16 protein-coding genes are annotated in these 21,077 nt (G+C 74.4%); 9 read left to right on the top strand and 7 right to left on the bottom strand.

Features of this window, described 5'->3' with window-relative positions; genetic code table 11:
• Positions 1-33 precede the first annotated feature (33 nt).
• Complete coding sequence (locus ACQPX6_RS05620) at positions 34-1,095, bottom strand: nitrilase-related carbon-nitrogen hydrolase (protein ID WP_433786065.1); 1,062 nt, start codon at positions 1,093-1,095, stop codon at positions 34-36.
• Between the two features lie 13 nt (positions 1,096-1,108).
• On the bottom strand, positions 1,109-2,554 hold the full coding sequence (locus tag ACQPX6_RS05615; RefSeq protein WP_433788195.1) for an NCS2 family permease: 1,446 nt from the start codon (positions 2,552-2,554) through the stop codon (positions 1,109-1,111).
• Positions 2,555-2,636: 82 nt separating this feature from the next.
• On the opposite strand from ACQPX6_RS05615, the gene ACQPX6_RS05610 reads away from it, so the two are divergent.
• Positions 2,637-2,903 (top strand): DUF2530 domain-containing protein, encoded by a 267-nt coding sequence (locus ACQPX6_RS05610; RefSeq protein ID WP_433786063.1) that lies wholly within the window; start codon positions 2,637-2,639, stop codon positions 2,901-2,903.
• A gap of 4 nt (positions 2,904-2,907) precedes the next feature.
• On the opposite strand, the gene ACQPX6_RS05605 is transcribed toward ACQPX6_RS05610, so the two are convergent.
• The 3 genes from ACQPX6_RS05605 to ACQPX6_RS05595 are packed head-to-tail and all read right to left on the bottom strand — an operon-like array spanning position 2,908 to position 8,327.
• Positions 2,908-5,946: a sacsin N-terminal ATP-binding-like domain-containing protein gene (locus ACQPX6_RS05605; protein WP_433786062.1), complete on the bottom strand. Its 3,039-nt coding sequence runs from the start codon at positions 5,944-5,946 to the stop codon at positions 2,908-2,910.
• Positions 5,947-5,986: 40 nt separating this feature from the next.
• A complete protein-coding gene (locus ACQPX6_RS05600; RefSeq protein ID WP_433786061.1) occupies positions 5,987-6,838 on the bottom strand; it encodes a DUF3027 domain-containing protein in 852 nt (283 codons plus the stop codon).
• A gap of 16 nt (positions 6,839-6,854) precedes the next feature.
• A complete protein-coding gene (locus ACQPX6_RS05595) occupies positions 6,855-8,327 on the bottom strand; it encodes a serine/threonine-protein kinase (protein ID WP_433786060.1) in 1,473 nt (490 codons plus the stop codon).
• 98 nt (positions 8,328-8,425) lie between these two features.
• Here ACQPX6_RS05595 and ACQPX6_RS05590 point away from each other — a divergent pair, with 98 nt between their 5' ends.
• From ACQPX6_RS05590 to ACQPX6_RS05570, 5 genes are all read left to right on the top strand, one after another.
• A complete protein-coding gene (locus tag ACQPX6_RS05590; protein WP_433786059.1) occupies positions 8,426-9,994 on the top strand; it encodes an MFS transporter in 1,569 nt (522 codons plus the stop codon).
• On the top strand, positions 9,991-10,500 hold the full coding sequence (locus tag ACQPX6_RS05585; RefSeq protein WP_433786057.1) for a DUF2771 family protein: 510 nt from the start codon (positions 9,991-9,993) through the stop codon (positions 10,498-10,500). Before ACQPX6_RS05590 ends, ACQPX6_RS05585 begins: the two co-directional genes overlap by 4 nt.
• A gap of 158 nt (positions 10,501-10,658) precedes the next feature.
• Positions 10,659-12,434 carry a ricin-type beta-trefoil lectin domain protein gene (locus ACQPX6_RS05580; RefSeq protein WP_433786055.1) on the top strand — a complete coding sequence of 592 codons (1,776 nt, stop codon included), beginning with the start codon at positions 10,659-10,661 and terminating at the stop codon, positions 12,432-12,434.
• A 206-nt stretch (positions 12,435-12,640) separates the two neighbouring features.
• The gene (locus ACQPX6_RS05575; protein WP_433786053.1) at positions 12,641-14,407 is read left to right on the top strand and encodes a ricin-type beta-trefoil lectin domain protein; all 1,767 of its coding nucleotides are present in this window, start codon (positions 12,641-12,643) and stop codon (positions 14,405-14,407) included.
• 407 nt (positions 14,408-14,814) lie between these two features.
• Positions 14,815-16,185, top strand: coding sequence for a heparin lyase I family protein (locus ACQPX6_RS05570; RefSeq protein WP_433786051.1), 1,371 nt, complete (start codon positions 14,815-14,817; stop codon positions 16,183-16,185).
• Between the two features lie 41 nt (positions 16,186-16,226).
• On the opposite strand, the gene ACQPX6_RS05565 is transcribed toward ACQPX6_RS05570, so the two are convergent.
• Positions 16,227-16,613, bottom strand: coding sequence for a cold-shock protein (locus tag ACQPX6_RS05565; RefSeq protein ID WP_433786049.1), 387 nt, complete (start codon positions 16,611-16,613; stop codon positions 16,227-16,229).
• Positions 16,614-16,724: 111 nt separating this feature from the next.
• Complete coding sequence (locus ACQPX6_RS05560) at positions 16,725-18,374, bottom strand: AMP-binding protein (protein ID WP_433786048.1); 1,650 nt, start codon at positions 18,372-18,374, stop codon at positions 16,725-16,727.
• Positions 18,375-18,490: 116 nt separating this feature from the next.
• Here ACQPX6_RS05560 and ACQPX6_RS05555 point away from each other — a divergent pair, with 116 nt between their 5' ends.
• The 3 genes from ACQPX6_RS05555 to ACQPX6_RS05545 all read left to right on the top strand — a co-directional run bounded on the left by ACQPX6_RS05555 (position 18,491) and on the right by ACQPX6_RS05545 (position 21,072).
• Complete coding sequence (locus ACQPX6_RS05555) at positions 18,491-19,744, top strand: AMP nucleosidase (protein WP_433786047.1); 1,254 nt, start codon at positions 18,491-18,493, stop codon at positions 19,742-19,744.
• Between the two features lie 66 nt (positions 19,745-19,810).
• On the top strand, positions 19,811-20,203 hold the full coding sequence (locus ACQPX6_RS05550; protein ID WP_433786046.1) for a hypothetical protein: 393 nt from the start codon (positions 19,811-19,813) through the stop codon (positions 20,201-20,203).
• Positions 20,204-20,214: 11 nt separating this feature from the next.
• Entirely contained in the window at positions 20,215-21,072 is an 858-nt protein-coding gene (locus tag ACQPX6_RS05545) for an alpha/beta fold hydrolase (RefSeq protein WP_433786044.1), read from the top strand.
• Positions 21,073-21,077 lie beyond the last annotated feature (5 nt).

Genomic DNA, 21,077 nt, shown 5'->3' with positions numbered 1-21,077 from the left:
TGCGTCACACCCGGGGCCCGGCCAGGGCTCCGGTCAGGGACGCCGCCACACGTCGCGCTCGTGCAGGAGCTCGATCTGCTTCTCGGTGACCTCGCGGCGGTACTCCGCGTGGCCGTAGGGCGCGCGGTCGAGGTAGAGGTTCTTCGGGTAGATCGGGTCCCGGTAGATCGCCTGGTACTGCTCGGTGGTCAGGTCCTTCATCCAGTTGCCGAACTGCGCGCGGGCGCGGAAGTCGCGCAGCGCCGGGATGTCGATCGTGCCCGCCAGGTACGTGGAGTGGCCGGAGTACCCGACCTCCCCGACCACGCTGCCGCGGTAGTCGCAGACCATGCTCGGCGACCCGAAGGTGTCGATGGGGATGTCGGAGTCCGCGTCCAGGTAGTACGTGCCGACCTGGTTGGCCACCACGTACATGTTGTTGTCCAGCGCCCGGGCCTTGTTCTGGATCTCGTAGAAGCCGTTGCCGGCGTGCGGGTGGGGGTACGGCCCCCGGTAGGCCACCTCGCAGCCGTTCATCGCCAGCCCGCGGGCGTTCTCCGGGTACGACGCCTCGTTCGCCATCATGCTCCCGAGGCGCCCGATCTCGGTGTCGGCCACCGGGTAGAAGGCGTCGAGGCCGTCGCCGTAGAGCTCGACCCACCGGTCCCACACGTTGTGCGGCGTCACCGAGTGCTCGACGGGCAGCAGCGGCACCACCTTGTGGTGCTTCAGCACGATCTCCTGCTGCGGCGAGATCGCGAACCCGACGTTGAAGAACCGGCCGGGGAACTCGGGGTGGCGCGCCTTCGCGGTGGCCATGACGTACGCGTCGTACGTCGCGGCCATGCGCCCGAGCGCGTCGGTCTCCGGGCCGGGGATGTCGATCGCGCACTCGCGCGCGAACCACTCGTGGTCGTGGTCGAGGACCTCGTCGTTGAAGCCCTGCAGCGCGCCCTCCGGGATCGTGATCAGCCGGACGGGCAGCGCCATCGCCGAGAGCCACGACGCGGCCTTCACCAGGTGCTCGAGGTGCTCGATGTTGCGCTGGATCTCGTCGCGGTACCGGATGCCGCGCATCGTCGGGACCAGGCCGACCACCTGGTAGGGCTCGATCACGGCACCGAGTACCTCACAGGCCGAACAGCACCCGCAACGGTGTGACCGCGAAGTAGAGGACGAACGCGACCGCGACGACCCACATCAGCGGGTGGATCGCGCGGACGCGGCCGGTGGCCGACCGCAGCAGCACCCAGCTGATGAACCCGGCGCCGATGCCGTTGGCGATCGAGTACGTGAACGGCATGACGACGATCGTCAGGAACACCGGCAGCGCCACCGAGAAGTCCGACCAGTCGACGTCGCGCACCCCGCCGATCATCAGGGCGCCGACGATGATCAGCGCCGGCGCGGCCGCCTCGACGGGCACGACCTCGTAGAGCGGGGTGAAGAACATCGCGGCGAGGAAGAGCAGGCCGGTGACGACGTTGGCGAGCCCGGTGCGCGCGCCCTCGGCGATGCCCGACGCGGACTCGACGAAGACCGTGTTGGAGCTGGCCGACGCGACGCCGCCGGCGACCGCCCCCGCGCCCTCCACGACCAGGGCGCGCCCGACCCGCGGGAGCTGCCCGTTCTCGTCGAGCAGCCCGGCCTGGCGACCGAGGCCGGTCATGGTGCCCATGGCGTCGAAGAAGTTGGCGAGCACGAGCGTGAAGACCAGCAGCGTCACCGCCAGCGCGGGCAGTCGCGCGAACGCGCCGAACGAGACGTCGCCGACCAGCGAGAGGTCGGGCACCGAGATGATCGAGTCGGGCAGGCCCGGGTAGCCGAGGTTCCAGCCCTTCGGGTTCGTGCCGTTCGACGGCCCGACCTGCACGATCGCCTCGACGAGGACGGCGAACACCGTCGTGCCCAGCACGCCGAGCAGGATCCCGGCGCGCACGCCGCGGGCGACGAGGACGCCGGTGAGCACCAGCCCGAAGCAGAACACGGCGGTGGGCCACGAGGCGATCGAGCCGTTGATGCCCAGGCCCACCGGGACGGTGGTGTTCGCGGCGTCGGGCAGGCGGCGCACGAAACCGGCGTCGACGAGGCCGATGAAGGCGATGAACGCGCCGATGCCCGCCGCGATCGCGATCTTGAGCGGGTCGGGGACGGCGTTGAAGACCGCGGTGCGGAACCCGGTGAGGCCGAGGATCACGATGATCACGCCGTTGACCACGACGAGGCCCATCGCCTCGGACCAGCCGACCTGCGGGGCGATCGACACCGCGACGAGGGTGTTGATGCCCAGGCCGGTGGCCATCGCGAACGGGAAGTTCGCGACCAGCCCGAAGATGATCGTCATGACGCCGGCGACCAGGGCGGTCACGGCCGCGACCTGCGGCACCGAGAGCGTCATGCCCATGACGTCGCGCTTCGCCGACGGTGACGCCGGGTCGATGCTGCCGAGGATCAGGGGGTTGAGGACCACGATGTAGGCCATGGTCACGAAGGTGACGACGCCACCGCGGACCTCACGGGCGACCGAGGTCCCGCGCTCGTTCAGACGGAAGTAGCGCTGCAGCACGGGCGGCAGGCTAACCAGTTCACCCGGATCCCATGTGCGTGATCTTCGCGGCTCGATCGCCGGGGAAATCACTCACATTAGGATGCGGGGCGTGGCCCGCTTCGACCTGCACGCCGAGCCCCCGGCGCTGCCGACCCGGCTGACCGACCCCGTGCTGGCGATCTTCGTCGGCTCCGCGGTGTGGGTGGCCGTCGCGGTGGTGCTCGGCGTCCTCGCGGCCACCGGCGCCCGCCCGCTCGACGTGTGGTTCGGCGCGGCCCTGGTCGGCATCGGCCTCGGCGGGCTGGGGCTGATCGTGCTGGGCCTCCAGCGACGGGCCAAGCGCCGCGGCGTCAAGTGGGCCCAGAAGACGGAGTAGTCAGTCAGGGCGCGAGGGCCGCGAGCAGCCCGCGCACGGGGTCGTCGGCGTGCACCACGCCGTCACCGTCCACCCACGCCGCGGGCGTGTACTCGACGGGCGCCCCGCCGCGCTCGTCGTCGACGACGAGCACGCGCAGGCGGTCGTGCAGCACGAGCGCGCCCTCGGGCAGCGGGCGGCCCAGCACCGCGGCCCAGGCGACGGCCGGCGCCAGATCCTCCCACGGCACCGGGCGACCGCCCTCGCGCACGGTGACCCGGACGCGCTCGGAGGCGGGGGCGAGGTCGAGCAGGTCGGCGAGCAGCACCGGGTCGCCGCCGCCGGGCAGGACGAGGGCCGCGAGCGGGAGGACGCCGGCCAGCTGCGCGCGGTCGAGGACGGCCGGCGGGACGCCGCGGCCCGCCCGGCCCGACGACCCGGTCTCGGCGTCGTGGACCTGCCCGTCGGCGGTGCGCACGCGGGCGGGTGGTTCGACGTCGGCCACCGGCACCCGGCCGGCGGCCACGGCGTCGGCGAGCGCGGCGTGGGCGGCGGCGGCCCGGGCGGCCGTCACGGGGCGGGCGGGGTCGGCGAGCCGCGCGAGCAGGTCGGCGGCGTCGTCGGCCCCCGTGACGCGCGCCCGCGTGCGCACCCCGACCGCGGCGAGGAAGGCCGGGTCGAGGCGGGCGGCGACGTCGTCGGGCACCGGGTCGTAGAGCCCGTCGACCGCCCCCGCCGCGGGCAGGCGCCAGGCGGTGGGCGGGCGGCCCGCGAGCCGCCCGTGCCGCCCGAGCCACCACGCGGTGTAGGGCCGCGGGCCCTCGTCGCCGGGCACCCCGACGGGGCGCGCGCCGCCGAGGGCCTCGCGCACCTCGCGGTCGGCGGCGAGCACCGGCCACGCCGCGTCCCAGCGGTCGGGGGCGACGAGGTCGAGGTCGCGCACGGCGACCAGCGGACCGGGATCGGCGAGGGTCCCGCCGGGACGGTCGGCGGGGTCGATCTCCTCGGCCCACCACGTCTCCTCGTCGTCGAGGTCGTGGTCGGGGCCGACGGGGTCGTCGTCGCGCAGCACGGCGAAGCCGTCGAGGACGCCGACGGCGACCAGCGCGGCCCGCGGGTGGGCGGAGGCGACGCCCGGGTCGAGCACCCCGAGCGGCCCGTCGGGGTCGACGAGGTCGCGCAGCGCGCCGTCGGGCAGCACCAGCTCGTCGGCGCGCCGGTGCCCGCCGCCGGCGGCGCGCAGCGCGAGCGCGCCCAGCTCGGGGCCGGCCTCGGCGCCCCCCGCCACCAGCGCGAGCACCAGGTCGGCGAGGGCGTCGGTGTCGGCGCCCGCCTCGGCGTCGTCCTCCGAGCGCTCGACGGCCTCGCGCAGCGCGGCGTCGGCGAGCAGCGCCGACCCCTCGAGGGCACGGGCGCCGAGGCCGAGCAGGAGCGTGCGCACCGCGGGGTCGTCGTCGAGGCCCGGCGCGGCGACCCGCAGGCCGGGGACCGCGGCGGCGGCCAGGAGCTCGGCGACGGCCGTGTCCCCGCCGGGCAGCAGCACCTCGCGGGCCCCGAGGACCACGCGGCCGTCGGCCAGCGGGACCGGCAGGGCGCCCAGCTCCTCCCGCGCGCCGGTCAGGGCGGGCAGCGCGGCGAGGCACGCCAGCAGCGCGCGCCACCACGTCACCGGCCGCTCGAGGCCCGCCAGGGCGTCGACGAGGCCCGCGGCGCCCACCCGCGCCACGCCGACCGCGGCGAGCGCCCCGGCATCGGCGGGACCGGCGAGGCGGCTGTCGACGAGGCCCGGCAGCACCGGGGCGAGCCGCTCGCCGAGGGCGGCGAGGACGTCGGGCGGACCGGCGGGGTCGAGGTCGAGGACCTGCGCGCCGGCCGGGGCCACGGCGGCGCCCCCGCCGGCGGCGGGCAGCCACGCGGCGGTGCGCAGGGCGGCGAGCACGCCGTCGCGCAGCGCCGCGTCGACCGCGGAGCCGGGCAGCGCCGGACGGGGCACGAGCGCCGCGCGCTCCCGCGGCGGGCGGGCGCGCACGAGGTCGGGGTAGGCGGCGGCCGCGGCGGCGAGCACGTGGTCGGTGACCGGGCCCGGGCGCACGTGGCGGCGATCGGGGTCGAGCGGGACGGCGGCGAGCAGGCGCGCGGGCAGCGTGGTGCGCTCGTCGGTCGGGGTCGGCGCGTGCAGGACGTCGGGGTGCCCGGACCCGAGGGGCGGGCCGTCGGCGGGGACGGCCCACGTCGCGCGCCAGGCGGGGCGGGCGCGGTCCTCGACGGCGAGGGTGGCGAGCAGCTCGGCCGGGATCGCGCCCTCGACGTGGTGCACGTGCCAGCGCCGGGTGCCGACGCGCACGGTGCCCTCGCCCTCCGCGGTGCGCGCGACGACCCCGTCGGGCAGGTCGACCGCGTGCAGCGGGGGCAGGGCGAGCAGCAGGTCCTCGGCCTGCGCGGCGGCCGCGGCCAGCAGCGCGGCGGGGTCGAGGCCGGCGCGCAGCGGCAACCGGACCTCGGTGTCCGTGCCCGCGGGCGGGGCGGGCTCGTCGGGACCGGTGGGCCACACCAGCCGCAGCACCGGCGCCGCCCCGTCGCGGCGGGCCAGCTCCTCGGCCGCCCCCGGCCCGGCCTCGGCGACCGCGGCGGCCGTGCGCGCCCGGTCGAAGGCGACGCCGGCGACGGTGCCGTCCCCGCGGCGCGTGACGACCCGCGGTGCGTCGCTGATCGCGGTGACCGCGGCGAAGCCGACCCCGAAGCGCCCGACGCCCCCGCCGTCGCGCTTGGCCGACGCGCGCAGCGACGCCAGGGCGGCCACCCCGTCGGCGTCGAGCGGCACGCCCGCACCGGCGACGTGCACGGCACCGTCGACGATGCGCACCCGCAGCACCGTGGTGGTCCCGGCCCGCTCGGCGGCGTCCGCGGCGTTCTGGGCGAGCTCGACGAACCAGCGGTCGCGGTACCCGCCGCGGAGCAGGTCCTCCTCGGCGTTCGCGTCCTCGCGGAAGCGGGCCGGCGACGCCGCCCACGCGTCGAGGACGACGCGGCGCAGGGCGGCCGTGTCGAAGGGGTCCGGGCTCACGGGCACCTCGTGCCCGTTGTGGCCCCCGCCTGCACGCTCCTCAGCCGCGCGATCCGGTGGTCTCCGGCTCCATCTCGACGCCGTCGTCGTAGATCAGGTCGGCGACGGCGACGATCGACCCGCTGTCGACCTGGAGCTCGGAGTGCCCGCCGCAGCCGTACTCGGCGTGCACGACGTGCCCGTCGGCGGGGACGTTGCCGTTGCCGCAGACCCCGAACGCGGCGCGCAGCGAGCCCGCGACCGGCAGGTAGAACCCGCACGTGCCGCAGTGCGCCGACGCGGCCTTCGCCATCTCCGCGCCCGGCCCGAACTCGCCGTCCGACCAGCGCCCGGCGGCGTCGAGGCGCCCCTCGCGGCTCATCACCCGCGGGCGGCCCATGCCGAGCTCGTCGCCGACCTCGCGGACGCCGGGCCCCGCCTCGCCGGCCTCGGAGACCTCGACGGGCTCGTCGCCGTCCGGGTCCAGCGCCGCGTGGGCGGGGACGAGGCGCTCGTCGTCGTCGTCCACCGGCAGCAGGTCACCCGGGCCGAGGTCCTCGGCGCGGACACGGTCGCTCCACGGCACCCACGTCGGCGCGACCACCGACTCCGGGCCGGGCAGCAGCACGACCTCGCTGACGTTCACGTCGCCCTCGGGCCCGGCGACGGTGACCGCCCAGTACCAGCCGCGGTAGCCGGGCTTCGCCGCGGCGAAGTAGTGGGTGGCGGCGTCGGGCACGTCCTCGGTGCGCACCGCCACGGTGTCGCCGACCTGGCCGGCGTCACCCTCGGCCTCCTCCACGGCGGCGGCTCGCGCGAGGTCGCCCTCGGCCGCGAGGTGCGGGGCCACGGGGGGCTCGGTCGTCTCGGGGTCGGTCATGACCTGGTTCAAGGGGTCGGCGAAGGGGACCACGTCACGATTGTGCCGCTCACCCGACGGTGCGGCTGAGCCGGGCGACGTTGTCGGGCGTCCCGCACCCGGGAGGGCACGGGTAGGTGAAGCGATAGGTGAGCGTCGCGCCGCTCAGCGTCAGGGTCGCGGTGCCCGTCGACACGCAGCCGCCGCCGTTGGTCTCGGCGGTCATGCCGATCGTGACCACCTGCCCGGCGGCGCCGGTGAGCACGCCGGCGAACGAGCAGCCGGCGGTGGGCAGGGCGACGGTGGCGACGCGCTCGCCGACCTGGCCGTCGCGCAGCGAGACCTGCACGGTCGCGGCGGTCGCCTCCGACCCCGTGCCCGCCCACTCGCCGCGCATCGACACCGGGACGCCGCTGACCGGGACCCCGGTGACGCTCGACGACGGGGCCGCCCTGGTCAGTGCCGTCGCCGGCGCCGTCGCCGGCGCCGCGGTCGGCGCGGGGCCCGGCGCGCTGCCGGGCCGGACCACGACCAGCGCGACGGCCAGCAGCACGACCGCGAGCACGAGCGCCGCGACCAGCGGCACGACCCACCGGGCCCGGCGTGGGGGCGGCGGGGCGGCCGCACCGGACCAGGACGGGGCGCGCCACGTGCCCGGGGGCGGCCCGACGGGCCCCGGCGTCATCGTCGGCATCGCCGCCTGCGGTGCCGGGGGCGGCGCCACGGGACGGCCCGCGACGGCCTCGCGCGCGGCGGCGGCCAGCGCGCCGGCGCTCGGGTACCGGTGCGCCGGGTCCTTGGCCATCCCCCGCACCACGACCTCGTCGAGACCGGGCGGCACGGGCGCGCGGGCGCTGGGCCGGGGCGGCGGCGCCGCGAGGTGGGCGCGCATCACCGAGATGGCCGTGTCGGCGGCGAAGGGCCGCGTGCCCGTGAGCACCTCGTGCAGCAGGCAGGCCAGGGCGTAGACGTCGGCGGCGCGGTCGGGCGGCGCGCCGTCGAAGCGCTCGGGCGCCATGTAGTCGAGCGTGCCCAGCGCCGCGCCGGTCGTCGTCAGCGCCGTGCCCTCGTCGCGCACCGAGCGGGCGATGCCGAAGTCGACGAGGTAGACGAAGTCGGTGTCGGTGACGAGCACGTTCGACGGCTTGACGTCGCGGTGCACGAGCCCGGCGGCGTGGGCGGCGTCGAGGGCCTCGGCGACCTGGCCGACCAGGGCGACGGCGCGGGCGGGGTCCAGCGGGCGGCGCCCGCCGCGCTCGAGGGCGGCGGCGAGGTCGACGCCGGAGACCAGCCGCATGTCGAGGAAGAGCCGCCCGTCGATCTCGCCGAAGTCGTGCAGCGGGATGACGTGCGGGTCCTGCAGCTGCGCCGCGGCGTGCGCCTCGCGGCGGAATCGCTCGCGGTAGGTCTCGTCGCCGGCGAGGTGGTCGGCCAGCAGCTTGAGCGCGACCGTGCGGCCCCGGCGGGTGTCGTAGGCGCGGTAGACGGTGCCCATGCCGCCACGCCCGAGCTCGCTCTCGATCCGGTACGGCCCGAACTGCACCCTCGCCCCCTCCCTGACGGCCCCGGCCCGCGCACCCGCGGTCGACGGCCGGTCACCGAGGGTCCCCAGGGCGACCGGTCCTCGGTCATCATGGACCCGTGACCGGACCGTTCCGGCGCCCGCCCGGGGACGACCCGCGGCGCCGGCCGGGCCCTGACCAGCGCACGCCGCCACCCGGCGGCGGGCCGGGCCACGGCGCCTACGGTCCCCCGCCGCCGCGGCGTCCCGGCCGGCTGCCGCCGACCGCCCCGTACACCCGGCCCCCGACCGGCGAGCCCGCCCCGGAGCCGGATCCCGGGCCGGAGGCCGGCGACACCTACGTCGAGGCCCCCGAGGACGACGACGCCGGCCCCCGCAAGATCACGGTCACGCGCGTGGCGGCCTGGCGCGCCCGGCGGCTGACCCAGCGGGGCGCGCAGGCGTTCCACCGCGCGGCGTCGGCCGACGGCGCCGACCGCTCGGGCATGACGGCGCTGACCTACGCCTGGATGGCCAACTACGCCTCCGACGCGACGCTCGCGGTCGCCCTCGCCAACACCCTGTTCTTCTCGGCGGCCAGCGCCGAGAGCAAGGGCAAGGTCGCGCTCTACCTGCTCATCACCGTCGCGCCGTTCGCGCTGGTGGCCCCGGTCATCGGCCCCCTGCTCGACCGGCTCCAGCAGGGCCGGCGCGTGGCGATGGCCGTGTCGACGGCGGGCCAGGGCGCGCTCGCGGTCGTCCTCGCCCTCTACATGGACACCTGGGCGCTCTACCCCGCGGCGCTGGGGATCATGGTGCTGTCCAAGTCGTTCGGGGTGCTCAAGGCCGCGGTGACCCCGCGGGTGCTCCCGCCGGGCATGTCGCTGGTCACCACGAACTCCCGGCTCACGGTGTTCGGGCTCGTGGCCTCGGGCGTGGCCGGCGGCATCGGCGCCGGCGTCGCGTGGCTGTTCGGCTCGCCCGGCGCGGCCTGGCTCACCGCCGTGATCTGCCTGGCCGGGGTGTGGCTGTGCCTGCGCATCCCCGCGTGGGTGGAGGTCACCGACGGCGAGATCCCGACGACGATCCTGCCGGTGCCCGGCGTCGGCCCGGACGCGCCGAAGCGTGCCCCGCTCACCCGCGACGTCGCCACCGCCCTGTGGGCCAACGGCACCATCCGCAGCCTCACCGGCTTCCTCATGCTGTTCGCCGCGTTCGTGGTCAAGAACGAGACCGAGGGCGCGCCCGGCGACCAGCTCCTGCTGCTCGGCGCGGTGGGCGCGGCGGCCGGGGCGGGCGGCTTCCTCGGCAACTTCATCGGGGCCCGCCAGCGCTTCGGGCGCCCCCGGGTGCTCATGGTCGTCTGCCTGGTGCTCGCCCTGGCCGCGGCCGTGACCGCCGCCGTGCTCACCGGCATCGCCACCACCGCCGTCGCCGCCCTCGTCGCGGCGACGACGAGCGCGCTGCTCAAGGTCTGCCTCGACGCGGTGGTGCAGCGCGACCTGCCGGAGGCGGGCCGGGCGTCCGCGTTCGGGCGCTCGGAGACGATCCTGCAGCTGTCGTGGGTGTTCGGGGGCGCGCTGGGCGTGCTGCTGCCACCGACGTGGTGGATCGGATTCACGGTGATCGCCGTCGTCGTGGCCCTCGGTACCGTGCAGACCGTGCTGATCACCCGGGGGTCGTCGATGCTGCCGCGGCTGCGCCGGTGAGGACGCTCTCGCGGCGCACCGTGGCCGTGGCGGCCGCCGTCCTCGTGGTCGTGGTCGTCGTGGTGGTCGTCCTCGTCGTGCGCGCGACGTCCGGGCCGGACTCCCCCGGCGACGTCGCCTTCGCCGCGGGCGGGGCCAGCACGGCGGTGGGCGCCGGGCAGTTCTGCGACGTCGCGGTGACCGAGTGCGACAGCGACCCCGACGCGGTGGCCGTGCTGCGCGTGCCGCCGAACACCCCCCTCGCGGTGATCGTCCCCGACGCGGTCGCGAGCACGCCCTGGCAGCTCGCGTTCACCTTCCGGGACGCCGCCGGCGCCACCCAGCAGGGCCGCAGCCCGGTGTTCCCGCCCGGCTCCACGCCGAGCTTCACGCTGGTCCTGCCGACGGCGACCGACCAGCTCGCGAGCGCCGAGGTGCAGCAGTACGGCGCGCGCATCACCCAGGGCCCGAACGGGCTCGAGTTCGCCACCCGCGCCACCTGGGTGCTCAGCGTCGACGACCGCTGAGGCACGCGCGACCGACCGCGAGGTGACGCGCGACCACCCGGTGCAGTGACACCCCATCGAGTGGTCTGCGACCTTCTCACCCGTACGGCCCTGCCTGCTTCGTAACGATGACCGACAGCGTTCGCGATGCACCAGCGACTCTCGGGGGGAATCGCTTCATGGACATCGCACGGGCCATCACCACACGGCAGGCCCATCGCTGGCTCGCCACGCTCGGCGTGCTCGTCGCCACGCTCGCGATCTCGACCGTCATCTCGGCGCCCGCGGCGGAGGCCGCACCGATCCCTGGCCAGTTCCGCAACGCCGCGGGTCGCTGCCTGGAGAACCTGAACAACGCGACGACCGCGAACAACAAGATCCAGATCAACCCCTGCGGCCCGATCACGGCGCCCGCACAGCAGTTCACGCGCTGGGCCGACGAGTCGATCAAGACCCCCGCCGGGCGGTGCCTGGGCACCCTGAACAACGCGACCGCCGTCAACACCTCGGTGGTGCTCGTCGCCTGCAACCCCGCGGTGCAGACCCAGCACTGGGTCGTGCGCACCGACGGGCTGATCGTGAACCGCCAGGCGGTCCGCTGCCTCTCGCCGCTCAACGGCAGCACGGCCAACGCCACCCGCATGGTGCTGGTGACCTGCACGGGTGCGGCCGCGCAGCGCTGGACCACGCCCGCGGTCTCGACGCCGACCGCGCCCCCGACGACCACCACCACGACCACGACCACCACGCAGCCGACGACCACCACGACCACGCCGGCGCCGACGACCACGACCACGACCACGACCACGACCAGCACGCCGCCGGTGATCCCCGTCGGGCCGCGCAACCCGCTGCTGCAGCCGTTCGCCTCGAGCTCGATCTGGAACATGCCGATCGGCAGCGGCGCGCAGTACGTGCCGGCGAGGCTGCCGGCCCTGCCCGGCGGCTCGACCGGCGCGCGCGTGCCGCAGGTCGACGACGAGCCGCTGGTGATGACCCCGACGGCCCCCCTGACGCCGATCCTCGCCAGCCCCGGCGGCTGGGGCGGCAACCGCTGCGTCACCAACCCGACGACGCTCGCGACCGTGCCGATCCCGGCGGGCTACGTGCTGCCGAGCGACAACAAGAACCAGAGCGCGGCGTTCCTCGCCGCCGACGGCCGCACCGTCGTGCAGACCCAGCCCCTGGCCCGCTGTGCGGCCGGTGGCCCCGCGACGAGCTACGTGCGCTATCCCGACCAGGACATCTACGGCCCCGGCATCCAGGGCGCCCACGGCGGCTCGGGCATGAGCGCGCTGGGCGGCTCACTGCGCATCGGCGAGCTGCGTCCGGGCCAGACCGGCCCGCGCCACGCCCTGAAGATCAACCTGTACGCCAAGAGCGAGCTCGCCCAGTGCGCGACGCGCGCCGAGTGCTTCCGCTGGCCCGCCGTGAAGTCCGACAGCTACGCGGTCGGCTGGTACGGCTCGGTCGGCGGCAACACCAACGCCGCGATGCGGATGGGCTCGCTGCTCGCGATCCCGCCGACGGTCAACATCGCCACGCTGGGCCTGACCACCGAGCCCGGACGCCAGATCGCCTGGACGCTGCAGAACTACGGCGCCTACGTCGTCGACGACACCTATGGCCCGTCCTTCGCCTTCAACGCCGAGAACGGACCCGCAGGCAACATGCGCACGCAGTTCCGCGCCGACTACGCCCAGGACTTCGAGGTGTACGCGAGCTCCGCGAACGCCTGGAGCCGCGACGTGCAGCGCCTCCGCCAGGCGCTCCAGGTCGTGAACAACAACGGTCCGGGCAGCGTCGGCGGTGGCGGCACGCCGCGCCAGCCGCTGCTGCCCGAGCTCGTCGAGCCGCCGGTGATGCCGACGCCATTGGTGGCGACCGCTCCGGCGACGACCGAGTCGAGCGCTCCGGTCCCGGTCACCTCGATCCCGGCGGTCCCGGCCAACTGAGGCCGGGGTGGCCGCCCCGGCGACGACCCCGGCCGTCCCGCGCAGTGGGGGCGGCCGGGCGGAGCAGCCCTCGGCGGCCGGTCGACCACCGGCGGTTGCTTCCTCACCCGGACGTCGGAGCGGCGTTCACCGGTCCAGCCCTTCCGGGCCGGACGAGGCTCACTGAACGCTGTCGCGACTGCTGGGACCGAGGGGGGAACCACATCGTGACGACACCGACCACGACATCGTCCGACGGGATCGGTCGCCGCACGAGGCGCTCGGCCGCCGCACTCGCGGCCCTCGCCACAGCGGTGCTCGTGGTCCTCTCGGTGATGGCGGCGCCGACGGCGGCGGCCGACACCGTCCTCGGCCAGTTCCGCAACGCCGCCGACCGCTGCCTGGAGAACCCGAACGACGCGACGGCGCCGGGCAGCCCCGTCAGGATCGGCCTGTGCGGCCCGGCCACCACGACGACCCAGCAGTTCAGTCGCTGGTCCGACGGGTCGATCCGCACCCCGGCGGGCCGCTGCCTGGACACCTCGGGCGGCGCGTCCGGGAACAACACGCCCGTCGTGCTCGCGGCGTGCGGACCGTCCACCTCCCAGCGGTGGACGGTCCGCACCGACGGGACGCTCCTCAACCAGAAGGCCAACCGGTGCCTCGCGCCGAAGGGGAACGGCACCGCAGCGGGCACAGAGGTCGTCATCACCGGCTGCTCGACCGTCCCTGCCCAACGCTGGACCGTGCCGGCGGTCTCCACCCCGCCGACCACCACCACGACGACCACCCCGACGACGACCACGACCCCGCCGACCACGAGCACCACGACCGTGCCGCCGACGACGACCACGACGACCACGCCGCCGACCGGCGCGCGCGACCCGCTCCGCCAGCCGTTCGCCTCGAGCTCGATCTGGAACACCCCGATCGGCAGCGGGGCGGTCTACGTCCCGGCGGGCCTGCCCGCCCTGCCCGGCGGCAGCACCGGCGCCCGGGTGCCGCAGATCGATGACGAGCCGATCGTCATGACGCCCACGGCTCCGCTCACCCCGGTCCTCGCGAGCTCCGGTGGCTGGGGCGGCGACCGGTGCAAGACCGAGCGGACGACGCTCGCGACCGTGCCGATCCCGGCGGGCTACGTGCTGCCCAGCAACAACAAGAACGAGAGCGCGTCGTTCCTCGCGGCCGACGGCCGGACGGTGGTCTCGACGCAGCCGCTGGCCCGCTGCACCGCCGGCGGGCCCGCCACGAGCTACGTCCGGTATCCCGACCAGGACATCTACGGTCCCGGCGTCCAGGGCGCCCACGGCGGCTCGGGCATGAGCGGCCTCGGCGGCTCGATCCGCGTCGGCGAGCTGCGCCCGGGCAGCAGCGAAGGTCCCCGCCACGCTCTGAAGATCAACCTCTACGCCCGCGGCGAGCTCGCGCAGTGCACCACCCGCGCCGAGTGCTTCCGCTGGCCCGCGGTGAAGTCCGACAGCTACGCGGTCGGCTGGTACGGCTCGGTCGGCGGCAACACCAACGCGGCCATGCGCATGGGCTCGCTGCTCGCGATCCCGCCGAGCGTCGACATCGCCTCGCTCGGGCTGACCACCGAACCCGGGCGCCAGATCGCCTGGACGCTGCAGAACTACGGCGCCTACGTCGTCGACGACACCTACGGTCCCTCGTTCGCCCTCAACGCCGAGAACGGCCCCGGCGGCAACACGCGCACGCAGTTCCGCAGCGACTACGGCCAGGACTTCGAGGTCTACGCGAGCTCCGCGAACGCCTGGAGCCGCGACCTCCAGCGCATCCGCACCGCGCTCGCCGCCGTCGACAACAACGGGCCGGGCAGCGTCGGCGGCGGCGGGACCCCGCGCCAGCCCCTGCTGCCCGAGCTCGTCGAGCCCGCGGCCACCCCGGCGCCGACCGCCGCCACCGCCCCGGCGACGACGGAGACCAGCGCCCCGGTGCCGGTCACCTCGACCCCGGCCGTCCCGGCGGGCTGAGCGACCGAGAGCGCCGCCACCCGGCGCAACGACGCCACATCGGGTCGTGGACGACCTGCTCACCCGTTCAGCTGTGTCGAATCAGTAACGATCACCTCGTGCGTCCACGATGCACCAGCGACTCCTGGGGGGAATCGCTTCATGGACATCGCACGTGGCCGTCGCCACGCGTCGAGCGCACCGCTGGCTCGCCACACGGCGTGCTCATCGCCGCCGCGCTCGCGATCTCGACCGTCATCTCGGCGCCCGCCGCCGACGCCGCACCGGTCGTCGGCCAGATCCGCAACGCGGCGGGTCGCCGATCGCCTGGACGTCGGGTCGATGGTCGCTCGTATGGACCTTCCGGGCCCGCAAACGCTCACACAAGGCTCTCGCGACTGCTGGGGCCGAGGGGGAACCAGACCGTGATGACACCGACCACCACGCCGTCCGACGAGGTCGGTCAGCGCACGAAGCGCTGGCAGGCTGCGCTCGCGGCCCTCGCCACAGCGGTGCTCGTGGTCCTCTCGGTGATGGCGGCGCCGACGGCGGCGGCCGACACCGTCCTCGGCCAGTTCCGCAACGCCGCCGACCGCTGCCTGGAGAACCCGAACGACGCGACGGCGCCGGGCAGCCCCGTCAGGATCGGCCTGTGCGGCCCGGCCACCACGACGACCCAGCAGTTCAGTCGCTGGTCCGACGGGTCGATCCGCACCCCGGCGGGCCGCTGCCTGGACACCTCGGGCGGCGCGTCCGGGAACAACACGCCCGTCGTGCTCGCGGCGTGCGGACCGTCCACCTCCCAGCGGTGGACGGTCCGCACCGACGGGACGCTCCTCAACCAGAAGGCCAACCGGTGCCTCACGCCGCAGAGCAACGGCACCGCACCCGGCACGGCCGTCGTCGTCACCGGCTGCTCGACCGCGACCGCCCAGCGCTGGACGGTGCCAGCGGTCTCCACCCCGCCGACCACCACCACGACGACCACGACCACCACCACGACCCCGCCGGTCACGACCACCGCCGAACCGCCGACGACCACCGAACCGCCGACGACCACCGAGCCGCCGACGACGACCGAGCCGCCGACGACGACCACCACCACGACCGTCCCCCCGACCACCCCCGTGACGCCGGCGGACGCGCGGTTGGTGGGCAGGCTCAACTACGACGGCGGGTGGTCGCCGTGGTCGAACATGCAGAACAAGGACCTCAACGGGACGCCGGGCAGCTACTGCACGACGCGGGCGTGCATCCGCGACGGCGGAGCCGGTCATCCGACCGCGTCCCGCTTCGAGGTCGGCCCGGGCGACGTCCCGAACTTCGGGGGCGACGAGCGCTCCGAGGTCGCCGTCGAGGGCGCGTTCCTGGTCTCGGAGGGCGAGGAGACCTGGTATCGGTGGTCGTCCCGCTTCGGTGACGAGGGCGGAACCTTCCCCGAGGCGACCGGCTGGGGCCTGATCTTCATGCAGTGGCACTCGGCCTCGGGCTCGCCGCCCCTGTCGCTGCACGCAGAGGGCGGACAGGTGTCGATCCAGAACGACCGAATCGGCGTCACCAAGAACCTCTGCCCGATCGACCCGGGCGTGTGGCACGACTACGTGCTGCACGTGAAGTGGTCTCGGGACTCCCGCGTGGGCTTCCAGGAGCTCTCCCGCGACGGGGTGCCCCTCGGCGGGATCAACTTCGCCAACATCGTCAAGAACGAGACCAACTACCTCAAGACCGGTGTCTACCGCGACAGCCAGTCCGACAGGCACGTCGCGTGGAACGACGATCTCGAGGTCTACGAGAGGTAGGCCCGCAATCCGCCGGGCCCAGCGCGGAGCGCCGACCGTGACTAGCCCTCGAGCTCCCGGGCCACGGCACGCACGACCTCGGCGAGCTGCTTGGTGTGCCGGCGGTCGGGGTAGCGGCCGCGGCGCAGGTCGGGCTGCACGCGGGCCTCGAGCACCTTGATCATGTCGTCGATGAGGCCGTGGAGCTCGTCGGGCGAGCGGCGCGAGGCCTCGGCCACCGAGGGCAGGGGGTCGACCAGCCGGACCTGCAGCGCCTGGGGCCCGCGCCGGCCCTCGGCGATGCCGAACTCGACCCGCTGCCCCGACTTCAGCGCCTCCACCTCGCGCGGCAGCGCGCTCTTGGGCACGTAGACGTCGGCCCCGCCCTCCTGGGACAGGAAGCCGAAGCCCTTCTCGGCGTCGTACCACTTGACCTTGCCGGTCGGCACCGTCGTCTCCTGTTCAACGTCATCGACGAGAAAGCGCCCCGGCGACCGGCCGGAGCGCAGGGCTCCAGGTTAGCCCGCCGCGGCCACCGCGAATCGGAGTCGCGACGGGGCTCAGGCGGTCGGGCTGCTCCCGAGGCCGAGCAGCCCGACGGCCTCCTCGCGCATCTGGACCTTGCGCACCTTGCCCGTGACGGTCATCGGGAACTCCTCGACGACGTGCACGTAGCGCGGGATCTTGTAGTGCGCGAGCCGGCCCTGCGAGAACTCGCGCAGCGACTCGACGGTCAGCGCGTCGGTGCCCGGCTTCTGGCGCACCCAGGCCATGAGCTCCTCGCCGTAGCGCTCGTCGGGCACCCCGATGACCTGGGCGTCGACGATGTCGGGGTGGGTGTAGAGGAACTCCTCGATCTCCCGCGGGTAGATGTTCTCCCCGCCGCGGATGACCATGTCCTTGATGCGTCCGGTGATGTTGATGTAGCCCTCGTCGTCCATGACGCCGAGGTCGCCGGTATGCATCCAGCGGGCGCGGTCGATGACCTCGGCGGTCTTGTCGGGCTGCTCCCAGTACCCGAGCATCACCGAGTAGCCGCGGGTGCACAGCTCCCCCGGGGTGCCGCGCGGCACGGTGCGCCCGGTCTCCGGGTCGACGATCTTCGACTCGAGGTGCGGCATCGTGCGGCCCACCGTCGACACGCGACGGTCCAGCGAGTCGTCGGTGCGGGTCTGGGTGGAGACGGGGCTGGTCTCGGTCATCCCGTAGGAGATGGCCACCTCGCTCATGCCCATCCGCTCGACGACCTGCTTCATCACCTCGATCGGGCAGGGCGAGCCGGCCATGATCCCGGTGCGCAGGCTCGTGAGGTCGTAGGACTCGAAGTCGTCCAGCCCCAGCTCGGCGATGAACATCGTCGGCACGCCGTAGAGCGAGGTGCACCGCTCGGCGGCCACGGCGTCCAGCGTCAGCGTCGGGTCGAATCCGGGCGCGGGGATGACCATCGTGGCGCCGGAGCTGGTGCACGCCAGGTTGCCCATGACCATGCCGAAGCAGTGGTAGAAGGGCACCGGGATGCAGACGCGGTCGACGTCGGAGTAGCCGATGAGCTGCCCGACGAAGAAGCCGTTGTTGAGGATGTTGTGGTGCGACAGCGTCGCGCCCTTGGGGAAGCCCGTGGTCCCGGACGTGTACTGGATGTTGATCGGGTCGTCCGGGGTGAGCGTCGCCTGGACCTCGCGCACGCGGGCCACGTCCGACGACCGGTCGAAGAGCCCGGTCCACTCGTCGGAGTCGATGATGACCACGCGCGACAGGCCCGGGCAGTCGCCGCGGACCTGCTCGATCATCCCGGCGTAGTCCGAGGTCTTGAAGCTGCGCGCGGCGACGAGCACCGACACCCCGGCCTGGTTGAGCACGAACTCGAGCTCGTGGGTGCGGTACGCCGGGTTGATGTTGACCAGGATCGCGCCGATCTTGGCCGTCGCGTACTGCAGCAGCGTCCACGGCGCGCAGTTGGGCGCCCAGATGCCCACGCGGTCGCCGACGGCCACCCCGGCGTCGAGCAGCCCGAGCGCCAGCGCGTCCACCTCGGCGACGAACTGCCCCCACGTGTACCGCTCGCCGCGCGCCCGGTCGACCAGCGCCTCCGCCTCGGGACGGGCGGCCGCGGTGCGGTCGAGGTTGTCGCCGATGGTGTCCCCGAGCAGGGGGACGTCGGACGTCCCCGACGTGTAGGACGGGGTGCTCGGGACGCTGGGGGCGCTCACCGCTGCGGGCCTCCTCGCTGGGGCCGACCGTCGGCCGGACGATCGTTCGGGTGTGGTCCCGGCCACGATCGCACGCCGGGACGGAGAGCGGCAGAGGGCGCTGCGACGATCGCGGCATGTCCTCCATCCACACCCGCGGCGACGACGCCGCGCGGGACGAGGGTCGGCCCGCCTCGCCCGGGGCCCCGACCGCCCCGGTGACCGTCGACGGCACCCGCACCGCGCCCGCGGACGTCGACGCCGCGACCGAGCGCCTGGTCACCGCACTCGCCGACGCCGACGCGGCGGGCTGGTACGGGGCGCTCGAGGTCGAGCGGCCGTGGTCGACGCACAACCCGCACCTCGACGGGGAGTTCGCCCGCGCGAGCGCCATCCGCCGCTACCTGTGCCGCGAGCTGGCCGGGTTGCTGCACGCCGGCGCCCGGATCACCGCACGCGCGTCGCGCCCCCAGCCGCCGTTCGACGACCCGGCGTTCTTCTCCGCGCTCGACGAGGAGCGCGTCGACACGCGGTCGAAGAAGCTGTTCCTGTTCTCCCCCGAGCGGATGGCGCTCTCGCTCGACCGCATCGGCCACTACACGGGCACGCCCGCGACCTCGTTCCAGCGCCACGTGCTGTTCACCAACTACGCGATGCACGTCGACGCGTTCTGCGAGCGCTTCCCGGACGCCGAGCGCCCGGCGCGCGAAGGCGTGCAGATGCCCGCGTTCCACCACCGCACCGAGGACGGCGACGGCGTCAGCCTCGTGAACATCGGCGTCGGGCCGGCCAACGCGAAGACCGCCACCGACCACGTCGCCGTGCTGCGCCCCGACACCATGATCATGATCGGGCACTGCGGCGGCCTGCGGAACCACCAGCAGAAGGGCGACTTCGTGCTGGCCACGGGCTACCAGCGCGCCGACCACGTCCTCGACGAGGTGCTGCCCCTCGACGTGCCCGTGGTGCCCAACCACCGGCTCAACTCGTTCCTGCTCGACGCGCTGCAGAAGGCCGGCATGACCTATCGGCTGGGCATCGTGCACACCACCGACAACCGCGACTGGGAGTTCACCCAGCAGGCGACGCTCGCGGCGATGCGCGTGAGCCGCAGCGTCGCGGTCGACATGGAGTCGGCGACGATCGCGGCCAACGGCTTCCGCTACCGCGTGCCCCACGCGACGCTGCTGTGCGTCTCGGACAAGCCGCTGCACGGTTCGCCGAAGCTCGCCGTCGGCGCGCAGGAGTTCTACGAGGCGTCCAAGCGCCACCACCTCGACCTCGCGCTCGACGCCCTCGACGCCGTGCGCCGCGAGCACCCCGAGGGCCTGCCGGGCCAGGAGATCCGGGCGGTCGACGAGCCGCTGTTCGGGGGACCGCCGGACCTCTAGCGGTTTGTGGCGTGGGTCATGCCGGCAAGCCCCCGGGACGCCCGCCCGCGACGAGCCGGAGGCACGATGACCAGCACAGGTGCGACGACCGCGGTGGAGCGGTTCCGCGAGCTCTCCGACGGTGATCCCGAGATCCAGGCGCACGGCCGCTACTTCTCGTGCAGCTACCTGCTCGACATGGTGGACCACCGCTTCCTGGTGCGGATGCACCGCGGGAAGGTCGAGGAGCTCGTCACCGATCCCGGGCCCCTCGAGCCCTACGACTTCGCGATCCGCGCGGGCCGCGAGACCTGGGAGGGCTTCTGCTCCGAGGTGCCGCCGCCGATGTGCCACGGCATCTGGTCGGCGACGTTCCAGCGGGACATGACGCTGGAGGGCGACCACCTCGTGATCATGCAGAACCTGCGCGTGCTGACCCGCCAGCTCGAGCTGCTGCGCATCACCGGACCGCTGGGCTGAGGGGGCACCACGTGACGAGCGCGAACCACGACGAGGTCGTCGGACGGTACGTCCGCGTGGAGGTCGAGGGCGCCGAGTACGACGTCTTCTACCTCGAGGCCGGGCAGGGGCGCCCGCTGGTGTGCCAGCACACAGCGGGGTGCCACAACCACCAGTGGCGCGAGCTGCTGCGCGACCCCGACATCACCAGCCGCTACCGGGTCATCGCCTACGACCTGCCGCGCCACGGCAAGTCCGACCCGCCGAACAACACCGAGTGGTGGACGTCGGAGTACCGGCTGACCACCGACCACTTCACCGAGTTCGTGGTCAACTTCTGCGACGCCCTCGCGCTCGACGAGCCGATCTTCATGGGCTCGTCGTTCGGCGGCAACGTCGCCCTCGACCTGGCCCACCGCCGGCCCGACCGCTTCCACGGCGTCATCCCGGTCGAGGGCGCCGACTACGCGCCCGGCTTCTTCCTCGACTGGTGGCAGCACCCGCACGCCAACGCCGCGCAGGTCTCCGCCAGCGGCACGTGGGACCTCATGGCGCCGCAGTCGCCGCTGGCCGACCGCTGGAAGACGTGGTTCTACTACACGCAGGGTTCCGAGGCGTTCCGCGGCGACCTGTACTACTACTCGGTCGACCACGACCTGCGCGGGAAGCTGGGCGAGATCGACACGGGGCGCTGCCCGGTGGTGATGCTGACCGGCGAGTACGACTACCTGACCACCCCGGAGGACGGTCGGCGCACCGCCGACGGCATCCCGGGCGCCGAGTTCCTCGAGATGGCCGAGATCGGACACTTCCCGATGAGCGAGAACTATCCGCGCTTCAAGGGCTACCTCGAGCAGGCGCTGGACATGATCGCGAGCAAGGCGGGCTGAGTCCC

The organism is Actinomycetospora sp. CA-101289, assembly GCF_050955895.1.
Taxonomy (GTDB): Bacteria; Actinomycetota; Actinomycetes; order Mycobacteriales; family Pseudonocardiaceae; genus Actinomycetospora.
Note: the sequence above shows the minus strand (reverse complement) of the source record. Positions and strands in the feature narration are given on the sequence as shown.

Excerpts from the sequence above, each read along its gene's own strand:
- ACQPX6_RS05580 (WP_433786055.1), top strand. The coding sequence starts at position 10,659 with ATGGACATCGCACGGGCCATCACCACACGGCAGGCCCATCGCTGGCTC.
- ACQPX6_RS05570 (WP_433786051.1), top strand. The coding sequence starts at position 14,815 with ATGACACCGACCACCACGCCGTCCGACGAGGTCGGTCAGCGCACGAAG.
- ACQPX6_RS05555 (WP_433786047.1), top strand. The coding sequence starts at position 18,491 with ATGTCCTCCATCCACACCCGCGGCGACGACGCCGCGCGGGACGAGGGT.
- ACQPX6_RS05550 (WP_433786046.1), top strand. The coding sequence starts at position 19,811 with ATGACCAGCACAGGTGCGACGACCGCGGTGGAGCGGTTCCGCGAGCTC.